Source organism: Burkholderia multivorans ATCC BAA-247 (assembly GCF_000959525.1).
In the GTDB taxonomy this organism is placed as follows: Bacteria; Pseudomonadota; Gammaproteobacteria; order Burkholderiales; family Burkholderiaceae; genus Burkholderia; species Burkholderia multivorans.
The window spans coordinates 325,657-344,621 of record NZ_CP009830.1; the positions used below are offsets into that span (position 1 = coordinate 325,657).

The following is an 18,965-nucleotide window of genomic DNA, read 5'->3' on the forward strand; positions in this document are numbered from 1 at the left end:
CATGCCCGAACCGATCTATACGCTCGGCATCAACGCCGCCTTTCACGACAGCGCCGCGTGCCTCGTGCGCGACGGCGTGGTCGTGGCCGCGGCCGAGGAAGAACGCTTCACGCACGTGAAGCATGCGAAACGGCCAGTGCCGTTTTCGACCTGGGAATTGCCGTATCACGCGATCGACTACTGTCTCGCGGAAGCGGGCATCGCGCTCGCGGACGTGCAGCATGTCGCGTATTCGTACGATCCGTGGCTCGAACTCGATCGCCGCGCCGGACAGCCGTCGCTCACGCTGCCGCTCGAACCGTCCGCGCACGCGCGGCCGCCGGGCGGCGAGTCGCCGTGGCATCCGCTGTTCCTGTCGTCGATCGTCAACGCGCCGCGTCAGCTCGCGGGCGGCGCGCCGCACCACCTGCAGCGGCGCTTTCGCGGCGTCACGCACGACGGGCCGTTCCGCTGGCATTTCGTCGAACACCACCTCGCGCACGAGGCGAGCGCGTTTCTCGCGGCGCCGTACGAGCGCTGCGCGGTGATGACGATGGACGGACGCGGCGAGCGCGCGACGACGAGCTACGGCGTGTTCGACGGACGCACGTACCGGCGCATCGCGCAGGTCGACCTGCCGCATTCGCTCGGGCTGCTGTACGAGCGCGTCACGCGTTACCTCGGCTTCCTGCATTCGTCCGACGAGTACAAGGTGATGGCGCTCGCGTCGTACGGCAAGCCGATCTACGCCGATCAGATGCGCCAGCTCGTGCGCTATCGCGGCGACGGCCGGTACGACGTCGACGAGGCGGATCTGGTCGCGCTGTTCGGCCCCGCGCGCGAGCGCGGCGGGCCGATCACGCCGAACCACTGCGACATCGCGCACGCGCTGCAGCTGGTGCTCGAGGAAACGACGCTGCGCGCGGTCGAATGGCTCGCGGCCGAAACCGGCGAGAAGCAGCTCGCGATGGCGGGCGGCGTCGCGCTGAACTGCGTGATGAATGCGCGCATTCGCGATCGCGGCCCGTTCGACGACGTGTGGGTGCAGCCGGCGGCCGGCGACGCCGGCACCGCGCTCGGCGCCGCGCTGTGGACCGACTTCCGCGAGCGCGGCGCGCGCGGCGACTGGCGCATGGATCACGCGTATCTCGGCCCGTCGTTCGAGGACGACGCGATCGAGGCCTTCATCCGCGAAGCGCAGCTGCCGTATCGGCGGCTGAACGACGTCGCCGCGCAGACGGCCGCACTGCTCGCGCAGAACCGCGTGATCGGCTGGTTCCAGGGCCGCATGGAGTTCGGCCCGCGCGCGCTCGGCGCGCGTTCGATTCTCGCGTCGCCGATCGATCCCGACATGCAGCGCAAGCTGAACCGGATCAAGGATCGCGAGGATTTCCGGCCGGTCGCGCCGGTCGCGCTCGAAAGCAAGGCACACGAGTGGTTCTCGGGCGGGCGGCGCGAGCCGCTGCATGCGCCGTTCATGCTGTTCGTCTACGACGTGCGGCCCGAGCGGGCGGAGCGGATTCCGGCCGTGCGCCATATCGACGGCACCGCGCGCGTGCAGACGGTCGGCCCGCAGCAGAACCCGCTGCTGCACGCGCTGCTGACCGAGTTCGACGCGCTGACCGGCGTGCCGGTGCTCGTCAACACGTCGTTCAACACGCGCGGCGAGCCGATCGTCTGCACGCCGCGCGACGCGATCGAATGCTTCTGGACTTCGCCGCTCGACGCGCTCGTGATCGGTTCGTTCCTGATGGAGAAGCCGCGATGAACATGCGCGACACGCAGCTGCCGCCGGTCGTGTCCGTCGTCGTGCCGACCTACCGGCGGCCCGATCTGCTCGAACGCTGTCTCGACGCGCTGTGCGTGCAGGTGTTCGATCCGACGACGTACGAGATCATCGTCGTCGACGACGATCCGGCCGGCAGCGCGCGGCCGGTGGTCGACGCATGCCGCGCGCGCATGACCGACGTGCCGGCGATCCGCTACCTGAGCGCGCCCGACACGCAGGGGCCGGCCGGTGCACGCAACGTCGGCTGGCGCAGCGCGCGCGGCGCGCTGATCGCGTTTACCGACGACGACACGATTCCCGATCCGACCTGGCTGCGCCACGGCGCGGCCGCGCTGCTCGCGGAGCCGTCCGCGGCCGCGGCGGCAGGGCGCATCGAGGTGCCGCTGCGGCCGCGGCCGACCGACTACGAACGCGACGCGGCGGGGCTCGCGCATGCCGAATTCGCGACCGCGAACTGCTTCGTGCGGCGCGCCGCGCTCGAACGCGTCGGCGGCTTCGACGAGCGCTTCACGCGCGCGTGGCGCGAGGATGCGGACCTGATGTTCGCGCTGCGCGAGCACGCGGGCCCGATCGTCGAGGTCGAGGACGCGCGCATCGTGCATCCGGTGCGGCCCGCGCGCTGGGGCGCGAGCATCGGCCAGCAGTCGAAGGTGTATTTCGACGCGCTGCTGTACAAGAAGCATCGCACGACGTACCGGCGCCATATCCGGCCGGTGCCGCCCTGGCACTACTACGGCGCGGTGTTCGCGGCGCTCGCGGCGATCGTCTGCTTCGTCGCGCGCTGGAACGCGGCCGGCGCGGTATTCGCCGGCATCTGGGCCGCGATCACCGCGTGGTTCTGCTGCAAGCGGCTGCGCGGCACGGCGCTCACGCCGTCGCACGTCGCCGAGATGATCGTCACGTCGATCGCGATTCCGCCGGTGTCGCTGTACTGGCGCATCCGCGGCGCACTTCACTTCCGGGTGTTCTTCCTATGACGCTCGACACGTCCTCCCCGCCGGCCCCGCGCACGATCGCCGTGTTCCGCGCGCTGCAGCTCGGCGACATGCTGTGCGCTGTGCCGGCGCTGCGCGCGCTGCGTCGCGGCGCGCCCGATGCGCACATCACGCTGATCGGATTGCCGTGGGCGCGCGAATTCGCGTCGCGCTTCGGCGACTACATCGACGACTTCATCGCGTTTCCCGGCGCGCCGGGACTCGGCGAGCAGGCGGAACCGGAAGCTGCCGCGCGCGACGCGTTCCTCGCGAAGTGCCGCGCGCGCGAGTTCGATCTCGCGATCCAGCTGCACGGCAGCGGCGCGCGGACCAACGCGATCGTCGCGTCGCTCGGCGCCGTGCGCACCGCGGGCTTCATGCCGGCCGACGGCGACGCGGCCGCGCTCGACTGTTCGATCGTCTGGCGCGACGAGGAGCCGGAAGTCACGCGCTATCTGCGGCTGATGCACGCGCTCGGCTATCCCGACTGGGGCGACTACCTCGAATTCCCGCTCGGCGGACTCGACTACGCGCTGTGGCACGTGCTCTGCGACGAATACGCGCTCGAAGCCGGCCGCTACGTGATCGTGCACCCCGGCGCGCGGATGGCGTCGCGCCGCTGGCCGGTCGAGCGTTTCGCAAACGCCGCGCGGCGGCTCGCGGACGATGGCTGGCAGATCGTGCTGACCGGCACGCGCGCGGAGATCGCGCTCGCCGGCGCATTCGCCGAACAGCTCGGGCGGCCGTGCGTGAATCTGTGCGGCCGCACGCCGCTCGGCGCGCTGGCCGCGCTGATCGGCCGCGCGCGCCTGCTGCTCTGCAACGACACCGGCGTGTCGCACGTCGCGGCCGCGCTCGGCACGCCGAGCGTCGTCGTCGCGTGCGGCAGCGACACCGCACGCTGGGCGCCGCTCGACGGCGAGCGCCACCGCGTGCTCGCGAACTATCCGTCATGCCGGCCCTGCATGTACGACGCGTGCCCGTACGAGCACGAGTGTGCAGTGGCGATCGGCGTCGACGACGTGATCGATCAGGCGAGCGCGCTGCTCGCGGAGGAGAGACGTCATGTCACGTAAGCGTTTGCGCGTGCTGACCTGGCACGTGCACGGCAACTACCTGTACTACCTGTCGCAGGCGCCGCACGATTTCTTCATCGTGACGAAACCGCAGCATCCGCCCGGTTACGCGGGCCGCGTCGGCCATCTGCCGTGGGGCGACAACGTGCACGAGGTGCCGGTCGAATGCGTGCGCGATACCGCGTTCGACTGCGTGCTGTATCAGCATCACAGCCACTACCAGCACGACCGGCTGCATCTGCTGAGCGACGCGCAGCGCGCATTGCCGACGCTGTTCGTCGAGCACGATCCGCCGCGCGAGCATCCGACCGACACGCTGCACCCCGTGCAGGACCCGAACGTGATGCTCGTGCACGTGACGCCGTTCAACGCGCTGATGTGGGACAACGGCATCACGCCGACGCGCGTGATCGAGCACGGCGTGCTCGTGCCCGACAACGTCGCCTATCACGGCACGCTGCCGAAGGGCGTGTCGGTCGTGAACAACCTCGCGCGCCGCGGCCGCCGTCTCGGCGTGGACGTGTTCGAGCACGTGCGCCGCAGCGTGCCGCTCGATCTGGTCGGGATGGGATCGAGCGAGCTCGGCGGCATCGGCGAAGTGCCGAATCCGGCGCTGCCGCACTTCCTGTCGCACTACCGGTTCTTTTTCAATCCGATCCGCTATACGAGCCTCGGGCTCGCGGTGATCGAGGCGATGATGATCGGCCTGCCGATCGTCGCGCTCGCGACGACCGAAATGGCGCAGCTCGTGAAGACCGGCGTAAACGGCGCGGCCGACACGCGCCCGGCGGTGCTGATCGAGGCGATGCGGATGCTGATCCGCGATGCGGACCTCGCGCGCGCGTGGGGCGAGGCCGCGCGCCGCGATGCGCGCGAGCGCTTCGGCATCGAGCGCTTCGTGCGCGACTGGGACGCGGCGCTGACCGAAGTCGCGGCGTAGCGCCATCGATGCGGGCCGCGCGACGGCGGCCCGCCCGCTCGCTCACTGGCTCGACGCGTTCGTCGCCGGGTTCGTGCCGCTTCCCGATCCGCCGCCTGCGGTGCCGGAGCCGCCCGACAGGTTCGCGACGAGATTGCGCTCGTGCTCGGGCAGCAGCGCGAGGCGGTTGTACAGCGTTTTCAGGCTGATGCCGAGCGCCTTCGCGGTGCGCGGCTTGTCGCCGTTGAAATGCCGCAGCGACGCGACGATGAAGCGCTGCTGCGTATGCGCGAGCGTCGTGCCGATATGGAGCGTCATCGCGTTGTGCCGCACTTCCTCGCGCGGCGGCTGGCGGCGCGGCAGCTGCAGGTCGATCTGCTCGTCCGCGAGGATGAACGCGCGCTCGACCGCGTTGCGCAGTTCGCGCACGTTGCCGGGCCACGTGTAGGCGCGCAGCGCCTTCATCGCCTGCGTCGACAGCCGCTTGCGCGTGCGATGGCGCGTGTTCAGCCGCTCGACGATCTGCATCGCGATCTCGCCGACGTCGTCCTCGCGCTGGCGCAGCGCGGGCACGTGCAGCGCGACCGTCGCGATGCGGTAGAACAGGTCTTCGCGCAGGCGCCCGCTGCGCACCGCTTCGACCGGATCGTGATGGGTGGCCGCGACGATGCGCACGTCGATCGGAATCGCTTCGTGGCCGCCGACGCGCATGATCGTGTTCGACTCGAGCGTACGCAGCAGCTTGACCTGCAGCTCGAGCGGCATCTCGGCGATCTCGTCGAGAAACAGCGTGCCGCCGCGCGCGGCCTCGAACATGCCGACGTGCTGCGCCACCGCGCCGGTGAAGCTGCCTTTCTCGTGGCCGAACAATTGCGACTCGGCGATATCGCCGGGAATTGCGCCGCAATTGACCGGCACGAACGGCCCGCGCCGACGCGGGCTCATGTCGTGCAGCAGTCGCGCGACAATGTCCTTGCCCGCGCCGCTCTCACCCACGATCAATACGCTTGCGCGCGTGGTGGCGACGCGCGACACCTTCAGCATCAGGGTCTGGATCGAGCGCGAGCGGCCGAACAGCCGCGTGCCGTCATCGTCGGATTTCGACATGGTCTGATATCGGAGTGGGAAGTTTTGACCGAATACGTCACGGCAGAAAGGAAAAAACGACGCGGTGTGCGTCGCCTGTTCGTGCACAGAGCATATCGTCGATATCGCTTGCGAGGCATTGAATATCGCAATCCGCGCGGCCGAAACGGATAGATTTAATCGATGAAGCGAGCACGCAAGACATGCTTCTTCTATACTGCTAAGCACTGTTACTGATGGCAGGACTGCTTGTCTGCCCCGATGACGCGCATCGCGTGATGCGCCGCCGAGTGCCCCGGCGGTCGACGCGCTGCCTACTCGCCGCGGTTCCGGCCGCTCGCGTGCCGGGCCGCACCACAAGGAGCCCAGATGCCTTACGTTCTGATCGTCGAAGACGATGCCGATACGCGCACGATGCTCGCGACGCTCGCGCGCTCGCAGCAGCTCACGTGCGACACGGCCGCGACGCTCGAAGAAGCGCGTACGCTCGTCGCGACGCATACCCCCGATCTCGTGCTGTGCGATCTCGTGCTGCCGGACGGCAACGGCATGGATCTGTTCGATGCACTACCGAAACGCGCGCACTGCGAGATGGTGCTGACCACCGGTCATGCGAGCCTCGAAACCGCGATCGACGCCTTGCGGCGCGGTGCGACCGACTATCTCGTGAAGCCGCTGAACATGCAGCGGCTGAACAGCATCTTCGCGCGCGTGCCGCGCACGACCGCGCTGCATGAAGAAATCGCGGAGCTGCGTTCCGAGCTGCAGCGGCTCGGCCGCTTCGGCCGCATGCTCGGCAGCTCGCCGGCGATGCAGGCCGTCTACGACGCGATCGGCCGCGTCGCGCGCACCGAGGCCTCGGTGCTGCTGACCGGCGAATCCGGCACCGGCAAGGAGCTGGCCGCGCAGACGATCCACGATCTGAGCCTGCGCCGGCGCGGCCCGTTCCTCGCGATCAACTGCGGCGCGATCGCCGCGAATCTCGTCGAGAGCGAGATGTTCGGCCACGACCGCGGCAGCTTCACCGGCGCCGAGCGGCAGCACAAGGGCTTTTTCGAGCGGGCGGACGGCGGCACGCTGTTCCTCGACGAAATCACCGAGATGCCGCTCGAATCGCAGGTCAAGCTGCTGCGCGTGCTCGAGACGGGGCGCCTCACGCGGCTCGGCTCGACGCGCGAGATCGACGTCGACGTGCGCATCGTCGCCGCGACGAACCGCGACCCGGAAGCCGCGATGGCCGACGGCAAGCTGCGGCCCGACCTCTATCACCGCATCAACGTGTTCCCGATTCCGCTGCCCTCGCTGCGCGAGCGCGGCGACGACATCCCGATGCTCGCCGACGCGTTCCTGCAGCGCTACAACGAGGAAAGCGGCCGCAACCTGCGCTTCGCGCCGGCCGCCCGCGAGGCGCTGAAGACGTACGCGTGGCCCGGCAACGTGCGCGAGCTGCGCAACTTCGTGCAGCGCGCGAGCATCTTCAGCGACGTCGACGTGATCGAGACCTTGCCGCCGCCGATCATGGACGAGCTCTCGAGCATGGTCGATTCTCATGAAGATCGCGTGACGGTGCCGTTCGGCACGCCGCTCGAGGAAGTCGACCGCAAGCTGATCCTCGGCACGATCGCGCAGTGCGGCGGCGTGAAGGCGCAGGCCGCCGAAGTGCTCGACGTGAGTCTGAAGACGATCTACAACCGGCTCGCGCAGCTCGAAAACGAATCGGACAAGTCGGATTCCTGATGCCGCCGCGAGCCCGTCTACGCACGCGCGCGCGCGTTGCGCCGCGCGTCGTCGGCGGCGATCAGGCGACGCATCCGTTCGACGTGCGGCGCGATCGCGCGCCGCTCGCGCAGGATCCACGGCAAGCCCGCGAACGCCCGCACGAGTCCGCGCTCGCGCCGCAGCCGCGGCAGCATCCGCACCGTATGCACGAGCGCCGCGCCGGCCGGCCAGCGCAGCCACGCGGTCCACGCGTCGTTGCGCGCGGCGACGCTCGCGCGCGTGCGCGTGTCGCGCGCCGTCGACGGATAGTGATGGACGGTCAGCGTCGGCGCGTACACGAGCCAGTCGCCGGCCGCGCAGAGGTCCAGCGCGAGCAGCGCTTCCTCGCCGCCGAGAAAATAGCGCGGATGGTATCCGCCCGCGCGCACGAACGCCTCGCGCCGGAACATCGTCGCGCCGGCCAGCAAGCCGAGGATCGGGCGGCCGGGCAGCGGCACCGGCGCTTCGAGCGGGCTCGCGGCCATCACGCCGCAGGTCGGGTCCTCGCGCTCGTCCGGGCCGACCAGCACGCGCGCCGTGAGCGCGGCCACGTGCGGATACGCGTCGAGCAGATCGGCCGCGTCGCGCAGCGAGCCGGATGCCCACCACGTGTCGTCGTCGCAGAACGCGACGTAGGGCGTGCGCGCGACCGCGACGCCGAGATTGCGGCCGGCCGCGCCCGGATTGCCGGGCGCCGCGACGAGCGCCGCGTGCGGAAAGCGCGCATGCACGAGCGCGGCCGTCGCCGCGTCGGCCGCGTTGTCGACGACGACGATCGCGGGCCGGTCCGGCAGCGCGGTGAGCCGCGCGAGCGTGCGCGCGAGCTCGTCGGGGCGCCGGTACGTGAGCACGACCGCGGTCACGCGCGGCTCGTGCGCCGTCAGCGCGACGCGCGCGGGCGTTACGCGTACGTGACGTCGCATTCGAGCTGCCAGTACGTTTCCGGTTTGCGGAGGTCCGCGAGCATATGCGGCTCGAACAGCGCGATCTGACTCGCGTACGCTTCGACCGCGCGCGCCTTGGCGTCGCGGGCCCCCGTGCGCTCGCCGGCCGGCGAGCCGACCGGCCGCGCGATCCAGCCGTGCTCGCGCCAGCCGACCACGCGTTTCGCCATCAGCCCCTCGATGCGCCGATACGGCACGTCTTCGTAGAAACGCCACACGCGCGCCGTATCATCGTCGCGCAGCAGCATCAGCATTGCCTGCTGCACCTGCAGGTGGTCGCGATGGAACAGGCCGGCCGGCGCGAGCACGCCGTAGCCGGGATGCTCGGCGATCGCGGCCGCCACGCGCGCGGCAATGGCCGACGGCGCGGCCGGCGTGCCGTACTGGTCGTCGAGGAAGTCGAGCCATACCGGCCGCGCATCGAGGATCGACAGCGCGCGGCGATCTTCGTCGCGGCGCGCGCGCATCGCTTCGTCCGCGCTGCGAAAGCCGGCGCGCCGATCCCAGGGCGGCGCGACGGTCCCGGCCGGCGGAATGCCGGCGAACACCGTGACGACGACCGACCCGGGTGCCTGCGCGAGCAGTTGCCCGCAACTGAACACCGCGTCGTCGAGATGCGGCGAAACAACGAGCCAGCGAGTGGGAGCAGTCATGGCAGAGGGGACTCCATCGTATGCGGCAGCGTCCGCGGTGCGCATCGGCAAGCACGCGGCATGCCCGCGCCGGCGACGCGCCACGACGGCCGGGCGACACGCCGGGAGCGCAGCCGATGAGTGAAAAGATGCGCACGCATGCCGGAAATTGCGCGACGGCCGTCATGTTCGTCGCGATCGCGACGGTGCTGCAGGCGCTCGCGATTCGCTTCGGCGGCGCCAACATGCCGCTCGCGGTGTACTACCCGTTGCTCGCGGCGATCGCCTGGGCGACGTCGTTCCTGTTCGGCCTGATCGCGACGCTCGCGAGCAGCGTGCTCGTGTGGACGCTGTTCCTGTCCGATCCGGCCGCGTACGCGATGTCGCTGTCGGAGCGTCTCGTGCGGCTCGGCGAATTTGCGCTGATCGGCGTGCTCGCGTGCGCAGTCGTCGCGGCGGTGCGCCATGCGCGCGTGACGAACGAGCGTGCGCGACGCCGCGAAGCCGCGGCGCGCGCGCAGTTCGAGGCGCTGCTGAATGCGCTGCCGGACGGCGTGATCGCCGCCGATACGAACGCGCGGCTGACCTACGTGAACGCGGCGGCGGCCGCGCTGCTCGGCTGCCGGCCGGACGACGCGGCCGGCCGCGCGCTGCGCGCCGTGCTGCAGCTGACCGATCGCGACGGACGGCGCGTGCAGACCTCGGCGCTCGAACATGCGCTCGGCGGCACGCGCACGACCTGCGAGCGCCACTGGCTGCGCGTGGCCGGCGGCGAGCCCGTGCCGGTCGCGGAGACGGCCGCGCCGATCGCCGATGCGGACGGCAACGTCGACGGCGCAGTGCTGCTGCTGCGCGACGCGAGCGCGGACCGCGCGCGGGCGGACGCCGCGCAGGTCCGGCGCGCGGTCGTCGACGCGTCGCCCGATGCGCTCATCGGGATCGACCGCGACGCGCGTATCGTCAGCTGGAATCCGGCCGCGCAGCGCATCTTCGGCTACGACGAAGAGGCGGCCTACGGCCGCCGTTTCGACTCGCTGATCGCGATGCGCTGGCTCAAGCGTCATCCGCTCGTGCAGACCTTCGACCATCTGCGCGAAATCGTCGGGCCGGTCGACCTGCTCTGCGTGCGACGCGACGGCGGACGCTTCCGCGCGACGGTCGCCGCGCGGCCCGTGCGCGGCGAGGCACGCGACGGCGTCGCGCTGTCGATCACGCTGCGCGAGACCGGCGCACAGCGCCGTCAGGACCGGCGCACGCAACGCTCGCTGCGCAGCGCGCGCGACGCGGGCGAGCAGGCCGCGACGTCGAATCGTCTGAAGGATGAATTGCTCGCCACCGTATCGCACGAATTGCGCACGCCGCTGAACGTGATCTACGGGTGGATCGAGGTGCTGCGCAATTCGGGCGACGACGCGCTGCGCGTGCAGGCGATCGACGCGATCGACCGCAGCGCGCGCTCGCTCACGCGCATGGTCGGCGACATCCTCGATGCGTCGTCGCTGTCCACAGGCAAGCTGCGGCTCGACACGATGCCGGTCGACGTCGTGCGGCTGTTCGCCGATGTCGTCGCCGCGTTCCAGACGGCCGCATCGAGCACCGGCATCGCGCTCGAATTCGAGTCGCGTGTCGCGACCTGCATCGTCTCGGGCGACGCCGAGCGGCTGCGGCAGATGCTGTCGAACCTCGTATCGAACGCGCTGAAATTCACGCCGGCCGGCGGCGACGTCACGGTCAGCGTCGCGCACGACGACACGCATGCCGTGCTGACCGTGACCGACACCGGGCAGGGCATCGCGCCGGAGTTCGTGCCGCACGTGTTCGACATGTTCCGGCGCGCGGACGATTCGCCGGCCTCGTCGCGGCGCGGCCTCGGGCTCGGCCTGTCGATCGTCCGGCATATCGTGCAGCTGCACGGCGGCACGGTCGTCGTCGACAGCGCGGGGCGCAATCGCGGTACGACCTTCACCGTGAAGCTGCCGGCCGGCTGGCAGCCGATCGGCGCGATGGCATGGGGGATCGCGCAGACGGTCGTCGCGCGCGAACGGCTCGGCCTCGACACGCAGCGGATCCTGATCGTCGACGACGACGCGACCACGCGCGCGAGCCTGACCGCCGCGCTGCGCACGCTCGGCGCCGAAGTCGCGGTCGCATCGTCGGGCCATCAGGCCGTGACGATCGCCGCGCAGATGCGGCCGACCGTCGTGCTGTCGGATCTCGCGATGTCGGACGGCGACGGCTTCTGGCTGCTCGACGCGATCCGCCGGCGCGCGGCCGAAGGCGACGACGCGTGCAACCCGCGCGTCGTCGCGGTGACCGCGCACGCGGGGCTCGCCGACGAGCGGCGCGCGCGCGCGGCCGGCTTCGACGGCTATCTCTGCAAGCCGGTCGACGTCGGCGATCTCGCGCGCGAGATCGCGCGCGTGACGAGCCGCGACGACTGAGCCGACGCGTGCGCCGCGCTCAAGACGTCGGCGCCGCGCGGTTGCGCGTGCCGATCTGCGCGAGCATGTGCGACGCGATCTGCGTGCTGCGCACGAGATCGCCGGGCGCATGGTGCGCGGCTTGCCGATGGATGAAATAGCGCGCGGTATGCGCGAGCCCGCTCGCGAACGGCGTCGTCGCGCGCCAGCCGAGCCGCTTGCGCGCCGCGTCGAGATTCGGCCGGCGCTGGCGCGGATCGTCGGCCGGCAGCGGACGAAACTCGATCGGCACCGTCGCGCCCACCACGCGCACGACTTCGCGCGCGACGTCGATCATCGCGATCTCGTCGTCGCTGCCGAGATTGACGGGCTCGCACGCGTCGCCCGGCTCGTCCATCAGCCGCACGAGCGCGTCGATCATGTCGTCGACGTAGCAGAACGAGCGCGTCTGCGTGCCGTCGCCGTAGACGGTCAGCGGTTCGCCCGCGAGCGCCTGCGTGATGAAGTTCGACACGACGCGGCCGTCGGCCGGATGCATGCGCGGCCCGTAGGTGTTGAAGATCCGCGCGATCCGCACGTCGACGCCGTACTGCCGGTGATAGTCCATGAACAGCGTTTCCGCGCAGCGCTTGCCTTCGTCGTAGCACGCGCGGATGCCGATCGGATTCACGCGGCCGCAATAGCGTTCGTCCTGCGGATGCACGTCGGGGTCGCCGTACACCTCGCTCGTCGACGCCTGCAGGATGCGCGCCTTCACGCGCTTGGCGAGACCGAGCAGGTTGATCGCGCCGTGCACGCTCGTCTTCGTCGTCTGCACGGGGTCGCGCTGGTAGTGCACGGGCGACGCGGGGCACGCGAGGTTGTAGATTTCGTCGACTTCGACGTAGAGCGGGAACGTCACGTCGTGACGCATCAGCTCGAAATTCGGCGCGTCGAGCAGGTGCGCGATATTGTCCTTCGCACCGGTGTAGAAATTGTCGACGCACAGCACGTCGTGGCCGGCCGTCACCAGACGCTCGCAGAGATGCGAACCGAGAAAGCCGGCGCCGCCCGTCACGAGCACGCGTTTTCGATCGTAGCCCTTCATCACGCATTCTCCTTGCGGGTGGCCAGCACGGCCGGTGTCGTCGCGACCGGCGTGCGGCGCGACGTGGCTGCCGTCGTGCCCGCACGCTCGCGCGCGACGTCGCGATAGACGTCGACGAGCCGGTCGACGACGCCGCGCCACGTATAGAAGCGATGCGCGCGTTCGTAGCCCGCGCGGCCGAGCGCCGCGCAGCGATCCGGTTGCGCGCGCAACTGCACGAGCCGCTCGGCGAGCGCGGCCGGATCGCGTGGCGGCACGAGATAACCGGTCTTGCCGTCCTCGACCGTCGTGCGGATGCCGCCGACGTCGCTGCCGATCACGGGCGTCGCGCACGCCATCGCCTCGACGGGCGTGATGCCGAACGGCTCGTACCACGGCGTCGTCACGAACACGTCGGCGGCGCTGTAGTAGAGGTGCAGCGCGTCGCGGTCGCGCCGGCCGACGAACGTCACGCGATCGGCGATGCCCACGTCGTGCGCGAGCGCGACGAGCCGCGCGAGTTCCGGATCGTTCGCCGGGTCGGGCGTCGCCTGGCTGCCGCCGACCACGTACAGCCGCGTCGGCCGCTGCGGATCGCGCGGCATGCGCGCGAGCGCGTCGATCACGTTGTCGATTCCCTTGCGCGGCACGAGGCGGCCGAGCTGCAGCACGACGAACGCGTCCTCGGGCCAGCCGAGCTGCGCACGCGCGGCCGCGCGCGGCACCGGCCGGAATTCGCGCGCGTCGAATCCGCACGGCACGATCTCGATGCGCGATGCATCGGCGCGATAGTGCGTGGTCAGATCGAGCGCGTCCTGCGGGCATTCGGCGATCAGCCGGTCCGAGCGGCGCGCGAGCGTGTCCTCGATCGCGAAGCGCGCATCGGGGAAGCCGTCGGCCGCGCCCTGATGCAGACGCCGCACGCGGCCGAGCGCATGGAACGTCGTCACGAGCGGAATGCCAAGGCGCTTCTTCACGCGCAGCGCCGCTTCGCCGGACATGAAGAAGTTTGCGTGCATCACGTCGACCGGATCGGGCTCGCGGCGCATGCGCGCGATCATGTACTCCGCGAACGCGCCCATGTACGGCAGGAGCTTTTCCTTCGGCACGTCGACCGGCGGGCCGGCCGGCACGTGGATCACGCGCATCCGCGTGCCGATCCGTACGACTTCCGGCAGGTGCGCATTGTCGCAACGCGTATACACGTCGACGTCGAGCCCGCGCTCGGCGAGCTGCTTCGCGACGTTTGCGACATAGATGTTCTGCCCGCCTGCATCGACGCCGCCGATGACCCCCAGCGGCGACGCATGTTCACTGATCAACGCGATTCTTTGCATGGTGTCGCTCCCGATATCGGGGCCGCGCCGGTGCGTCCCTCGAAGCTTCTCCGGCAATCGTCATGCCCGCTGCTACGCGCGCGCGCGCGTACGGGAGAGCGCCGCAAAAATTACAACGCGTTGGATGAAAGGGCGTCTGATCATCGGCGTGCAGGCGCCGAACGCGGTTCGACCGGACGTGACGCGCGCGTGGGCGGTGCGGCACGCCGCTTGCGCCGGCGTGGCGTACCTGCCGGCTCGCCCGGCGTGACAAAAAGGAGGTCACGATGAAGCTCAACTCGCTGCAAGCCCGTTCTCCGCGACTTCGCGGTCGTCGCACGCGCCGCATCGGTCTCGCGATCGCGGTCGCCGCCGCCACCTGCGCGCTCGCCGCGCCGAACGTGTACGCCGCCGGCGACGACAGCGCGTCGTCGTCCTCGTCTTCGTCGTCGTCGCATTCGTCGACCGGCACGAAAATCCGCGACGCGACGATCACGACGAAGGCGAAGGCCGAACTGGTCGGCACGAGCGGCCTGACGAGCGGCGACATCCACGTGAAGACGCGGCATGGCGTCGTGATGCTGACCGGCAGCGTGCCGGACGAACAGCAGCGCACGATGGCCGTCGACGCGGTCAAGAAGGTCGACGGCGTGCAGAGCGTGCGCGACCAGCTGACGATCCGGCCGAAATAACTGACGGCACCGCCGAAGGAGTCCAGTGATGAACTGCATGCTCAAACCGGTCGGCGAGCAGACGATCGTGATCACCGGCGCGACGAGCGGCATCGGCCTCGTAACGGCGCGCAAGGCGGCACGGCGCGGCGCGAAGCTCGTGCTGTTCGCGCGCAACGCGGACGCGCTCAACACGCTCTGCGAAGAAATCCGCCAGCACGGCGGTCTCGCGGTGCCGGTCGCCGGCGACGTCGCGAACATCGAGGATCTGCAGCGCGCGGCCGCGCAGGCGGTCGAGACGTACGGCGGCTTCGATACCTGGGTCAACAACGCGGGCGTGTCGATTTTCGGCACCGCGGCGACGGTGCCGCTCGAGGATCAGCGGCGCCTGTTCGACACGAACTACTGGGGTGTCGTGCATGGCTCGCTCGTGGCGGCCGACCATTTCCGTCGCCAGAACGACCTGCGCGGCGGCGCGATCATCAACATGGGCAGCGAGGCGTCCGACGCGCCGCTGCCGCTGCAGAGCGCGTACGTCGCGTCGAAGCACGCGGTGAAGGGGTTTACCGATTCGCTGCGGCTCGAACTGGAGTCGGACCGGCTGCCGGTGTCCGTGACGCTGATCAAGCCGGCCGCGATGGACACGATGTTCGTGATGCACGCGAAGAACTACATGAACGTCGAGCCGAAGCTGCCGCCGCCGATCTACGACCCCGAACTCGTCGCCGACGCGATCCTGTTCGCGGCCGCGCATCCGCGCCGCACGCTGTTCGTCGGCGGTGCCGCAAAGCTGACGTCGGCGAGCGCGTATCACGCGCCGCGGCTGTTCGACCGGCTCGCGGCGACGCTGTTCTCGCGCGGCCAGCGCACGGTGCGGCCGGCGCGGCCGCGCGACGACAACGCGCTCTACGAGTCGCGTCATGCGCTGCACGAGCGCGAAGGCATGGAAGGGCCGGTGCTGCGCTCGTGCGCGTACAACACGGTCGTGCAGCGTCCGAAGGTCGCGAGCGCCGTTGCGCTGACCGCGGCCGCGCTGCTGTTCGCGGCCGTCGCGCGGTCGCGCCGCGCCGCGGCGTGATTTCGTTTCACTTTTCGAAGGAGGCATCGCAATGACATCCCGACAACATACGGGTCACGAGCACAGCCACTCGCGCGCGCACGAAGGCGAGCGCACGCAGCAGGATCACGACAAGGGCGGGCACCAGACCGGGCACGGCAAGCCGCCGAGCCCGATCGACGTGCAGAAGGCGCTGAAGGGGCTCGACTATCCGGCGAGCAAGTCGGACGTCGTCGAGTGCGCGGAGCGCTCGCACGCGGATCCGGACGTGCTGGAGATGCTCAAGCAAATCCCCGATCGCGAGTACGAAACGCCGGCGTCGGTCTCGAAGGAACTGGGCCGGCTGATGTAAGCGCCGCGCCGCCGCGCGCCGGCCGCGCGCGCGGTGCACCGTCACGAGGAGCAGAGCAATGGCGATGATCGTCGCAGGTCGGTTCACGACCTTCGAGGAAGCGGAAGGCGGCGCGCGCCGCCTTTACGAGCGCGCATTCGGCCCGGACGACGTGTCGATCTTCTTCCTGAATCCGGACGGGCAGCATGCGCGCTTTCCGGTCGGCGGCGACGTATACGCCGATACGGCCGCGAAGCCCGGCGGCCGCGGCGCGGTCGTCGGCGTGATGCGCGGGCTCGCGATCGGGCTCGTCGTCGGGTTGATCGTCTATGCGATCGGCTTGCGCTACTGGTTCGTGCCGGTCGCGGGCGCGCTCGCGGGCGCGTATCTCGGCGCGTTCGGCGGCGCGCTCGGCCGGATGCGCGGGCAGCAGGCCGAAGGGCGCGGCACGCTCGCGAAGACCGAATCGGGCGTGATCCTCGCCGCGCGCGTGACGCCGGGCAGCGCGACGACCGCCGAAGACGTGCTGCGCGCGACCGGCGCGACGTCGATCGAGCGCGTCGAAGGCGACTGGCAGAACGGCGAGTGGCGCGATTTCGATCCGGTGCGCCGTCCCGACGAGGCCGGCGCCGCGGGACCGCGTTGAGCCGCGTATTTTCTGCACGCATTTTGCAATGCCGCGCGCGCGAGGCCGCGCCGTCGGCGCCGCGCGGGCGCGCGGCGCACGGCACGGCGCTTGCGTCGCGCTGCGCACACCGTCGTTGAAGGAGGAACCCCATGACCACGGCACAGACGCCGCCGCCGCAGAAGCAGACGCAGCAACCGGGCACCGAGCGCGAGATGAATCCGAAGCCGCGGGACGAAGCCGCCGATTACGTCGGCAGCGGCAAGCTCGCGGGCAAGGTCGCGCTCGTCACCGGCGGCGACAGCGGGATCGGGCGCGCGGTGGCAATCGGTTTCGCGAAGGAAGGGGCGGACGTCGCGATCGTCTACCTGAAGGAGTCCGACGATGCCGCGCATACGAAGCGGCTGATCGAGCAGGCCGGGCGGCGCTGCGAAGCGATCGCCTGCGACGTCGGCGACCGGCGGCAGGCATTCGACGCGGTGGCGCGCACGGTCGAGCGGCTCGGCCGGCTCGATGTGCTCGTCAACAACGCGGGCGAACAGCATCCGCAGCCGAGCCTCGAGGAAGTCAGCGAAGAACAGCTCGAACGCACGTTCCGCACCAACGTGTACGGCATGTTCTTCTGCACGCAGGCCGCGCTCAAGCACATGCAGCCCGGCGCGCGCATCGTCAACACCGCATCGGTGACGGCCTATCACGGCAGCCCGAAGCTGCCCGACTATTCGGCGACGAAGGGCGCGATCGTCGCGTTTACGCGCTCGCTGTCGATCGAGCTCGCCGAGCGCGACATCCGCGTGAACGCGGTCGCGCCGGGGCCGATCTGGACGCCGCTGATTCCGTCCACATTCACGGCCGAGCAGGTCGCGAAATTCGGCTCGAACGTGCCGCTGAAGCGGCCGGGGCAGCCGGACGAACTGATCGGCTGTTACGTGCTGCTCGCATCCGAAGGCGCGAGCTACATGACGGGGCAGACGCTGCACCCGAACGGCGGCTCGATCGTCGGCGGCTGACGCCGCCTCACGCAAGGAGGAACCGAATGAGAACCCACAACTGGACGATCGCGGCACTCGCCGCCGCGGGCGTGCTCGGTCTGTCGACGGCCGCGCACGCACAGATGCCGAGCGAGCCGCCGGCATCGAATTCGCACGTGCCGGGCGGCGTCGTGAACCCGTCGTCGGGCGCGGCCGCTGCCGACAGCGGCATCGCGAAGTCGCCGCAGGGCACCGACGCCGAGTTCGTCGACAAGGCGGCGCTCGGCGGCAAGACCGAAGTGCAGGCGAGCCAGCTCGCGCTGAAGCAGGCGAAGTCGGCCGACGTGCGCACGTTCGCGAAGCGGATGGTCGCCGACCACGGCAAGGCGAACGCGCAGCTGACCAAGCTCGCCGCGCGCAAGGGCATCAAGCCGCAGGCCGAGCAGATCGCCGACCCGGACGTCGAGGCGCTGCGCGGCAAGCAGGGCCACGACTTCGACGTCGCGTACGTCGCGGCCGCGGGCCCCGATGCACACCGCAAGACGATCGCGCTGTTCGAGAGCGAGGCGCGCGACGGCAAGGATGCCGATCTGCGTGCGTTCGCCAAATCGACGCTGCCGACGCTCAAGCATCACCTGAGCATGGCGGAGGCGCTGCAGCGCAAGGTGGGCGCGCAGTAACGCGCGCCCGGTTCAACCTGTGGGCCGCGCGTGCGGCCCGATTTTTCGGAGGCAGTCATGGCCCAACGGCAATCGAAGCACGAAGGCATCCTCGAACTGCTCTGCCAGGCGTACGAGACCGAGCTTGGCGGCGCGAAGATCTACGAGGCCGCGCTGCAGTGCGCGACCGACGAGGACCTGCACAAGGAGTGGGAGAAGTACCATCGCGAAACGCTGCATCACCAGGAGGTGCTGCGCGACGTGTTCAAGACCCTCGGCCTCGATCCCGACGCGCAGTCGCCCGGCCGCGCGGCGGTGGCGGCCACCGGCGAATCGCTGGTCCAGGTCATCGAGCAGGCGCGGCAGCAGGCGGACCCGGCCGTCGCGCAGGTCGTCGCGGCCGAGTGCGTGGTGCTCGCCGAAACGAAGGACCACCTGAACTGGGAGCTGATCGGCTATGCGGCGGACCAGCTGCCCGACAGCGAAGCGGCGAAGGTGCTGAAGGCCGCGCATGACGAGGTCGAGGCCGACGAAGACCATCACCTGTACCACACGCGCGGCTGGGCCCGCGAGATGTGGATCCAGTCGATGGGCTTCAAGGCCGTGCTGCCGCCGCCGGAAGAAGTGAAAAAGGTCGAGTCGGCCGCCGACGCGGCGCGCGCCGAGCGCTCGCGCGGCAAGATGATGTAACG

General features: G+C 70.2%; 18 protein-coding genes. 13 read left to right on the forward strand and 5 right to left on the reverse strand.

Annotated elements, in window-relative coordinates; genetic code table 11:
- Position 1: 1 nt before the first annotated feature.
- Genes NP80_RS01470 through NP80_RS01485 form a run of 4 tightly spaced genes read left to right on the forward strand, consistent with a single transcriptional unit; the run spans position 2 to position 4,758 of the window.
- Positions 2-1,747 (forward strand): carbamoyltransferase family protein, encoded by a 1,746-nt coding sequence (locus NP80_RS01470; protein WP_006410003.1) that lies wholly within the window; start codon positions 2-4, stop codon positions 1,745-1,747.
- Positions 1,744-2,745, forward strand: coding sequence for a glycosyltransferase family 2 protein (locus tag NP80_RS01475; protein ID WP_006407415.1), 1,002 nt, complete (start codon positions 1,744-1,746; stop codon positions 2,743-2,745). Before NP80_RS01470 ends, NP80_RS01475 begins: the two co-directional genes overlap by 4 nt.
- Positions 2,742-3,818, forward strand: coding sequence for a glycosyltransferase family 9 protein (locus tag NP80_RS01480; protein WP_006407416.1), 1,077 nt, complete (start codon positions 2,742-2,744; stop codon positions 3,816-3,818). Before NP80_RS01475 ends, NP80_RS01480 begins: the two co-directional genes overlap by 4 nt.
- Entirely contained in the window at positions 3,808-4,758 is a 951-nt protein-coding gene (locus NP80_RS01485; protein ID WP_006408806.1) for a glycosyltransferase, read from the forward strand. The genes NP80_RS01480 and NP80_RS01485 overlap by 11 nt, the downstream gene beginning before the upstream one ends.
- Positions 4,759-4,800: 42 nt before the next feature.
- Here NP80_RS01485 and NP80_RS01490 read toward each other — a convergent pair whose 3' ends face one another.
- Positions 4,801-5,844, reverse strand: a complete 1,044-nt coding sequence (locus tag NP80_RS01490) for a sigma-54 interaction domain-containing protein (RefSeq protein ID WP_006407418.1) — start codon at positions 5,842-5,844, stop codon at positions 4,801-4,803.
- Between the two features lie 348 nt (positions 5,845-6,192).
- Between NP80_RS01490 and NP80_RS01495 the strand changes: the two genes are divergently transcribed.
- Positions 6,193-7,560 carry a sigma-54-dependent transcriptional regulator gene (locus NP80_RS01495; protein ID WP_006398906.1) on the forward strand — a complete coding sequence of 456 codons (1,368 nt, stop codon included), beginning with the start codon at positions 6,193-6,195 and terminating at the stop codon, positions 7,558-7,560.
- 17 nt (positions 7,561-7,577) lie between these two features.
- Here NP80_RS01495 and NP80_RS01500 read toward each other — a convergent pair whose 3' ends face one another.
- Both NP80_RS01500 and NP80_RS01505 read right to left on the reverse strand, forming a co-directional pair.
- Entirely contained in the window at positions 7,578-8,504 is a 927-nt protein-coding gene (locus NP80_RS01500) for a glycosyltransferase family 2 protein (RefSeq protein WP_006408807.1), read from the reverse strand.
- Positions 8,483-9,178 carry a PIG-L family deacetylase gene (locus NP80_RS01505; RefSeq protein ID WP_006407421.1) on the reverse strand — a complete coding sequence of 232 codons (696 nt, stop codon included), beginning with the start codon at positions 9,176-9,178 and terminating at the stop codon, positions 8,483-8,485. The genes NP80_RS01500 and NP80_RS01505 overlap by 22 nt, the downstream gene beginning before the upstream one ends.
- Before the next feature lie 116 nt (positions 9,179-9,294).
- Between NP80_RS01505 and NP80_RS01510 the strand changes: the two genes are divergently transcribed.
- Positions 9,295-11,598 carry a hybrid sensor histidine kinase/response regulator gene (locus NP80_RS01510; RefSeq protein WP_045592899.1) on the forward strand — a complete coding sequence of 768 codons (2,304 nt, stop codon included), beginning with the start codon at positions 9,295-9,297 and terminating at the stop codon, positions 11,596-11,598.
- Positions 11,599-11,617: 19 nt separating this feature from the next.
- Here the strand turns inward: NP80_RS01510 and NP80_RS01515 are convergent, their stop codons facing one another.
- Both NP80_RS01515 and NP80_RS01520 read right to left on the reverse strand, forming a co-directional pair.
- Positions 11,618-12,664, reverse strand: coding sequence for a UDP-glucuronic acid decarboxylase family protein (locus tag NP80_RS01515; RefSeq protein ID WP_006398911.1), 1,047 nt, complete (start codon positions 12,662-12,664; stop codon positions 11,618-11,620).
- The gene (locus tag NP80_RS01520) at positions 12,664-13,980 is read right to left on the reverse strand and encodes a glycosyltransferase family 4 protein (protein WP_006407424.1); all 1,317 of its coding nucleotides are present in this window, start codon (positions 13,978-13,980) and stop codon (positions 12,664-12,666) included. Before NP80_RS01520 ends, NP80_RS01515 begins: the two co-directional genes overlap by 1 nt.
- Before the next feature lie 266 nt (positions 13,981-14,246).
- On the opposite strand from NP80_RS01520, the gene NP80_RS01525 reads away from it, so the two are divergent.
- The 7 genes from NP80_RS01525 (at position 14,247) to NP80_RS01555 (ending at position 18,963) form a co-directional block, all read left to right on the forward strand.
- Positions 14,247-14,651, forward strand: coding sequence for a BON domain-containing protein (locus NP80_RS01525; protein WP_006407426.1), 405 nt, complete (start codon positions 14,247-14,249; stop codon positions 14,649-14,651).
- Positions 14,652-14,679: 28 nt separating this feature from the next.
- Complete coding sequence (locus NP80_RS01530) at positions 14,680-15,708, forward strand: SDR family oxidoreductase (protein WP_006398915.1); 1,029 nt, start codon at positions 14,680-14,682, stop codon at positions 15,706-15,708.
- 31 nt (positions 15,709-15,739) lie between these two features.
- A complete protein-coding gene (locus NP80_RS01535; protein ID WP_006398916.1) occupies positions 15,740-16,039 on the forward strand; it encodes a DUF2795 domain-containing protein in 300 nt (99 codons plus the stop codon).
- A gap of 58 nt (positions 16,040-16,097) precedes the next feature.
- Entirely contained in the window at positions 16,098-16,664 is a 567-nt protein-coding gene (locus NP80_RS01540; RefSeq protein ID WP_006407428.1) for a hypothetical protein, read from the forward strand.
- A 131-nt stretch (positions 16,665-16,795) separates the two neighbouring features.
- Positions 16,796-17,653, forward strand: coding sequence for an SDR family oxidoreductase (locus tag NP80_RS01545; protein WP_006411765.1), 858 nt, complete (start codon positions 16,796-16,798; stop codon positions 17,651-17,653).
- 26 nt (positions 17,654-17,679) lie between these two features.
- Positions 17,680-18,294, forward strand: a complete 615-nt coding sequence (locus tag NP80_RS01550) for a DUF4142 domain-containing protein (RefSeq protein ID WP_006407430.1) — start codon at positions 17,680-17,682, stop codon at positions 18,292-18,294.
- Positions 18,295-18,351: 57 nt separating this feature from the next.
- Entirely contained in the window at positions 18,352-18,963 is a 612-nt protein-coding gene (locus NP80_RS01555; RefSeq protein WP_006407431.1) for a DUF892 family protein, read from the forward strand.
- Positions 18,964-18,965 lie beyond the last annotated feature (2 nt).

Coding starts and splice junctions, on each gene's coding strand:
- NP80_RS01470 (WP_006410003.1), top strand. CDS start 2: ATGCCCGAACCGATCTATACGCTCGGCATCAACGCCGCCTTTCACGAC.
- NP80_RS01475 (WP_006407415.1), top strand. CDS start 1,744: ATGAACATGCGCGACACGCAGCTGCCGCCGGTCGTGTCCGTCGTCGTG.
- NP80_RS01480 (WP_006407416.1), top strand. CDS start 2,742: ATGACGCTCGACACGTCCTCCCCGCCGGCCCCGCGCACGATCGCCGTG.
- NP80_RS01485 (WP_006408806.1), top strand. CDS start 3,808: ATGTCACGTAAGCGTTTGCGCGTGCTGACCTGGCACGTGCACGGCAAC.
- NP80_RS01490 (WP_006407418.1), bottom strand. CDS start 5,844: ATGTCGAAATCCGACGATGACGGCACGCGGCTGTTCGGCCGCTCGCGC.
- NP80_RS01495 (WP_006398906.1), top strand. CDS start 6,193: ATGCCTTACGTTCTGATCGTCGAAGACGATGCCGATACGCGCACGATG.
- NP80_RS01500 (WP_006408807.1), bottom strand. CDS start 8,504: ATGCGACGTCACGTACGCGTAACGCCCGCGCGCGTCGCGCTGACGGCG.
- NP80_RS01505 (WP_006407421.1), bottom strand. CDS start 9,178: ATGACTGCTCCCACTCGCTGGCTCGTTGTTTCGCCGCATCTCGACGAC.
- NP80_RS01510 (WP_045592899.1), top strand. CDS start 9,295: ATGAGTGAAAAGATGCGCACGCATGCCGGAAATTGCGCGACGGCCGTC.
- NP80_RS01515 (WP_006398911.1), bottom strand. CDS start 12,664: ATGAAGGGCTACGATCGAAAACGCGTGCTCGTGACGGGCGGCGCCGGC.
- NP80_RS01520 (WP_006407424.1), bottom strand. CDS start 13,980: ATGCAAAGAATCGCGTTGATCAGTGAACATGCGTCGCCGCTGGGGGTC.
- NP80_RS01525 (WP_006407426.1), top strand. CDS start 14,247: ATGAAGCTCAACTCGCTGCAAGCCCGTTCTCCGCGACTTCGCGGTCGT.
- NP80_RS01530 (WP_006398915.1), top strand. CDS start 14,680: ATGAACTGCATGCTCAAACCGGTCGGCGAGCAGACGATCGTGATCACC.
- NP80_RS01535 (WP_006398916.1), top strand. CDS start 15,740: ATGACATCCCGACAACATACGGGTCACGAGCACAGCCACTCGCGCGCG.
- NP80_RS01540 (WP_006407428.1), top strand. CDS start 16,098: ATGGCGATGATCGTCGCAGGTCGGTTCACGACCTTCGAGGAAGCGGAA.
- NP80_RS01545 (WP_006411765.1), top strand. CDS start 16,796: ATGACCACGGCACAGACGCCGCCGCCGCAGAAGCAGACGCAGCAACCG.
- NP80_RS01550 (WP_006407430.1), top strand. CDS start 17,680: ATGAGAACCCACAACTGGACGATCGCGGCACTCGCCGCCGCGGGCGTG.
- NP80_RS01555 (WP_006407431.1), top strand. CDS start 18,352: ATGGCCCAACGGCAATCGAAGCACGAAGGCATCCTCGAACTGCTCTGC.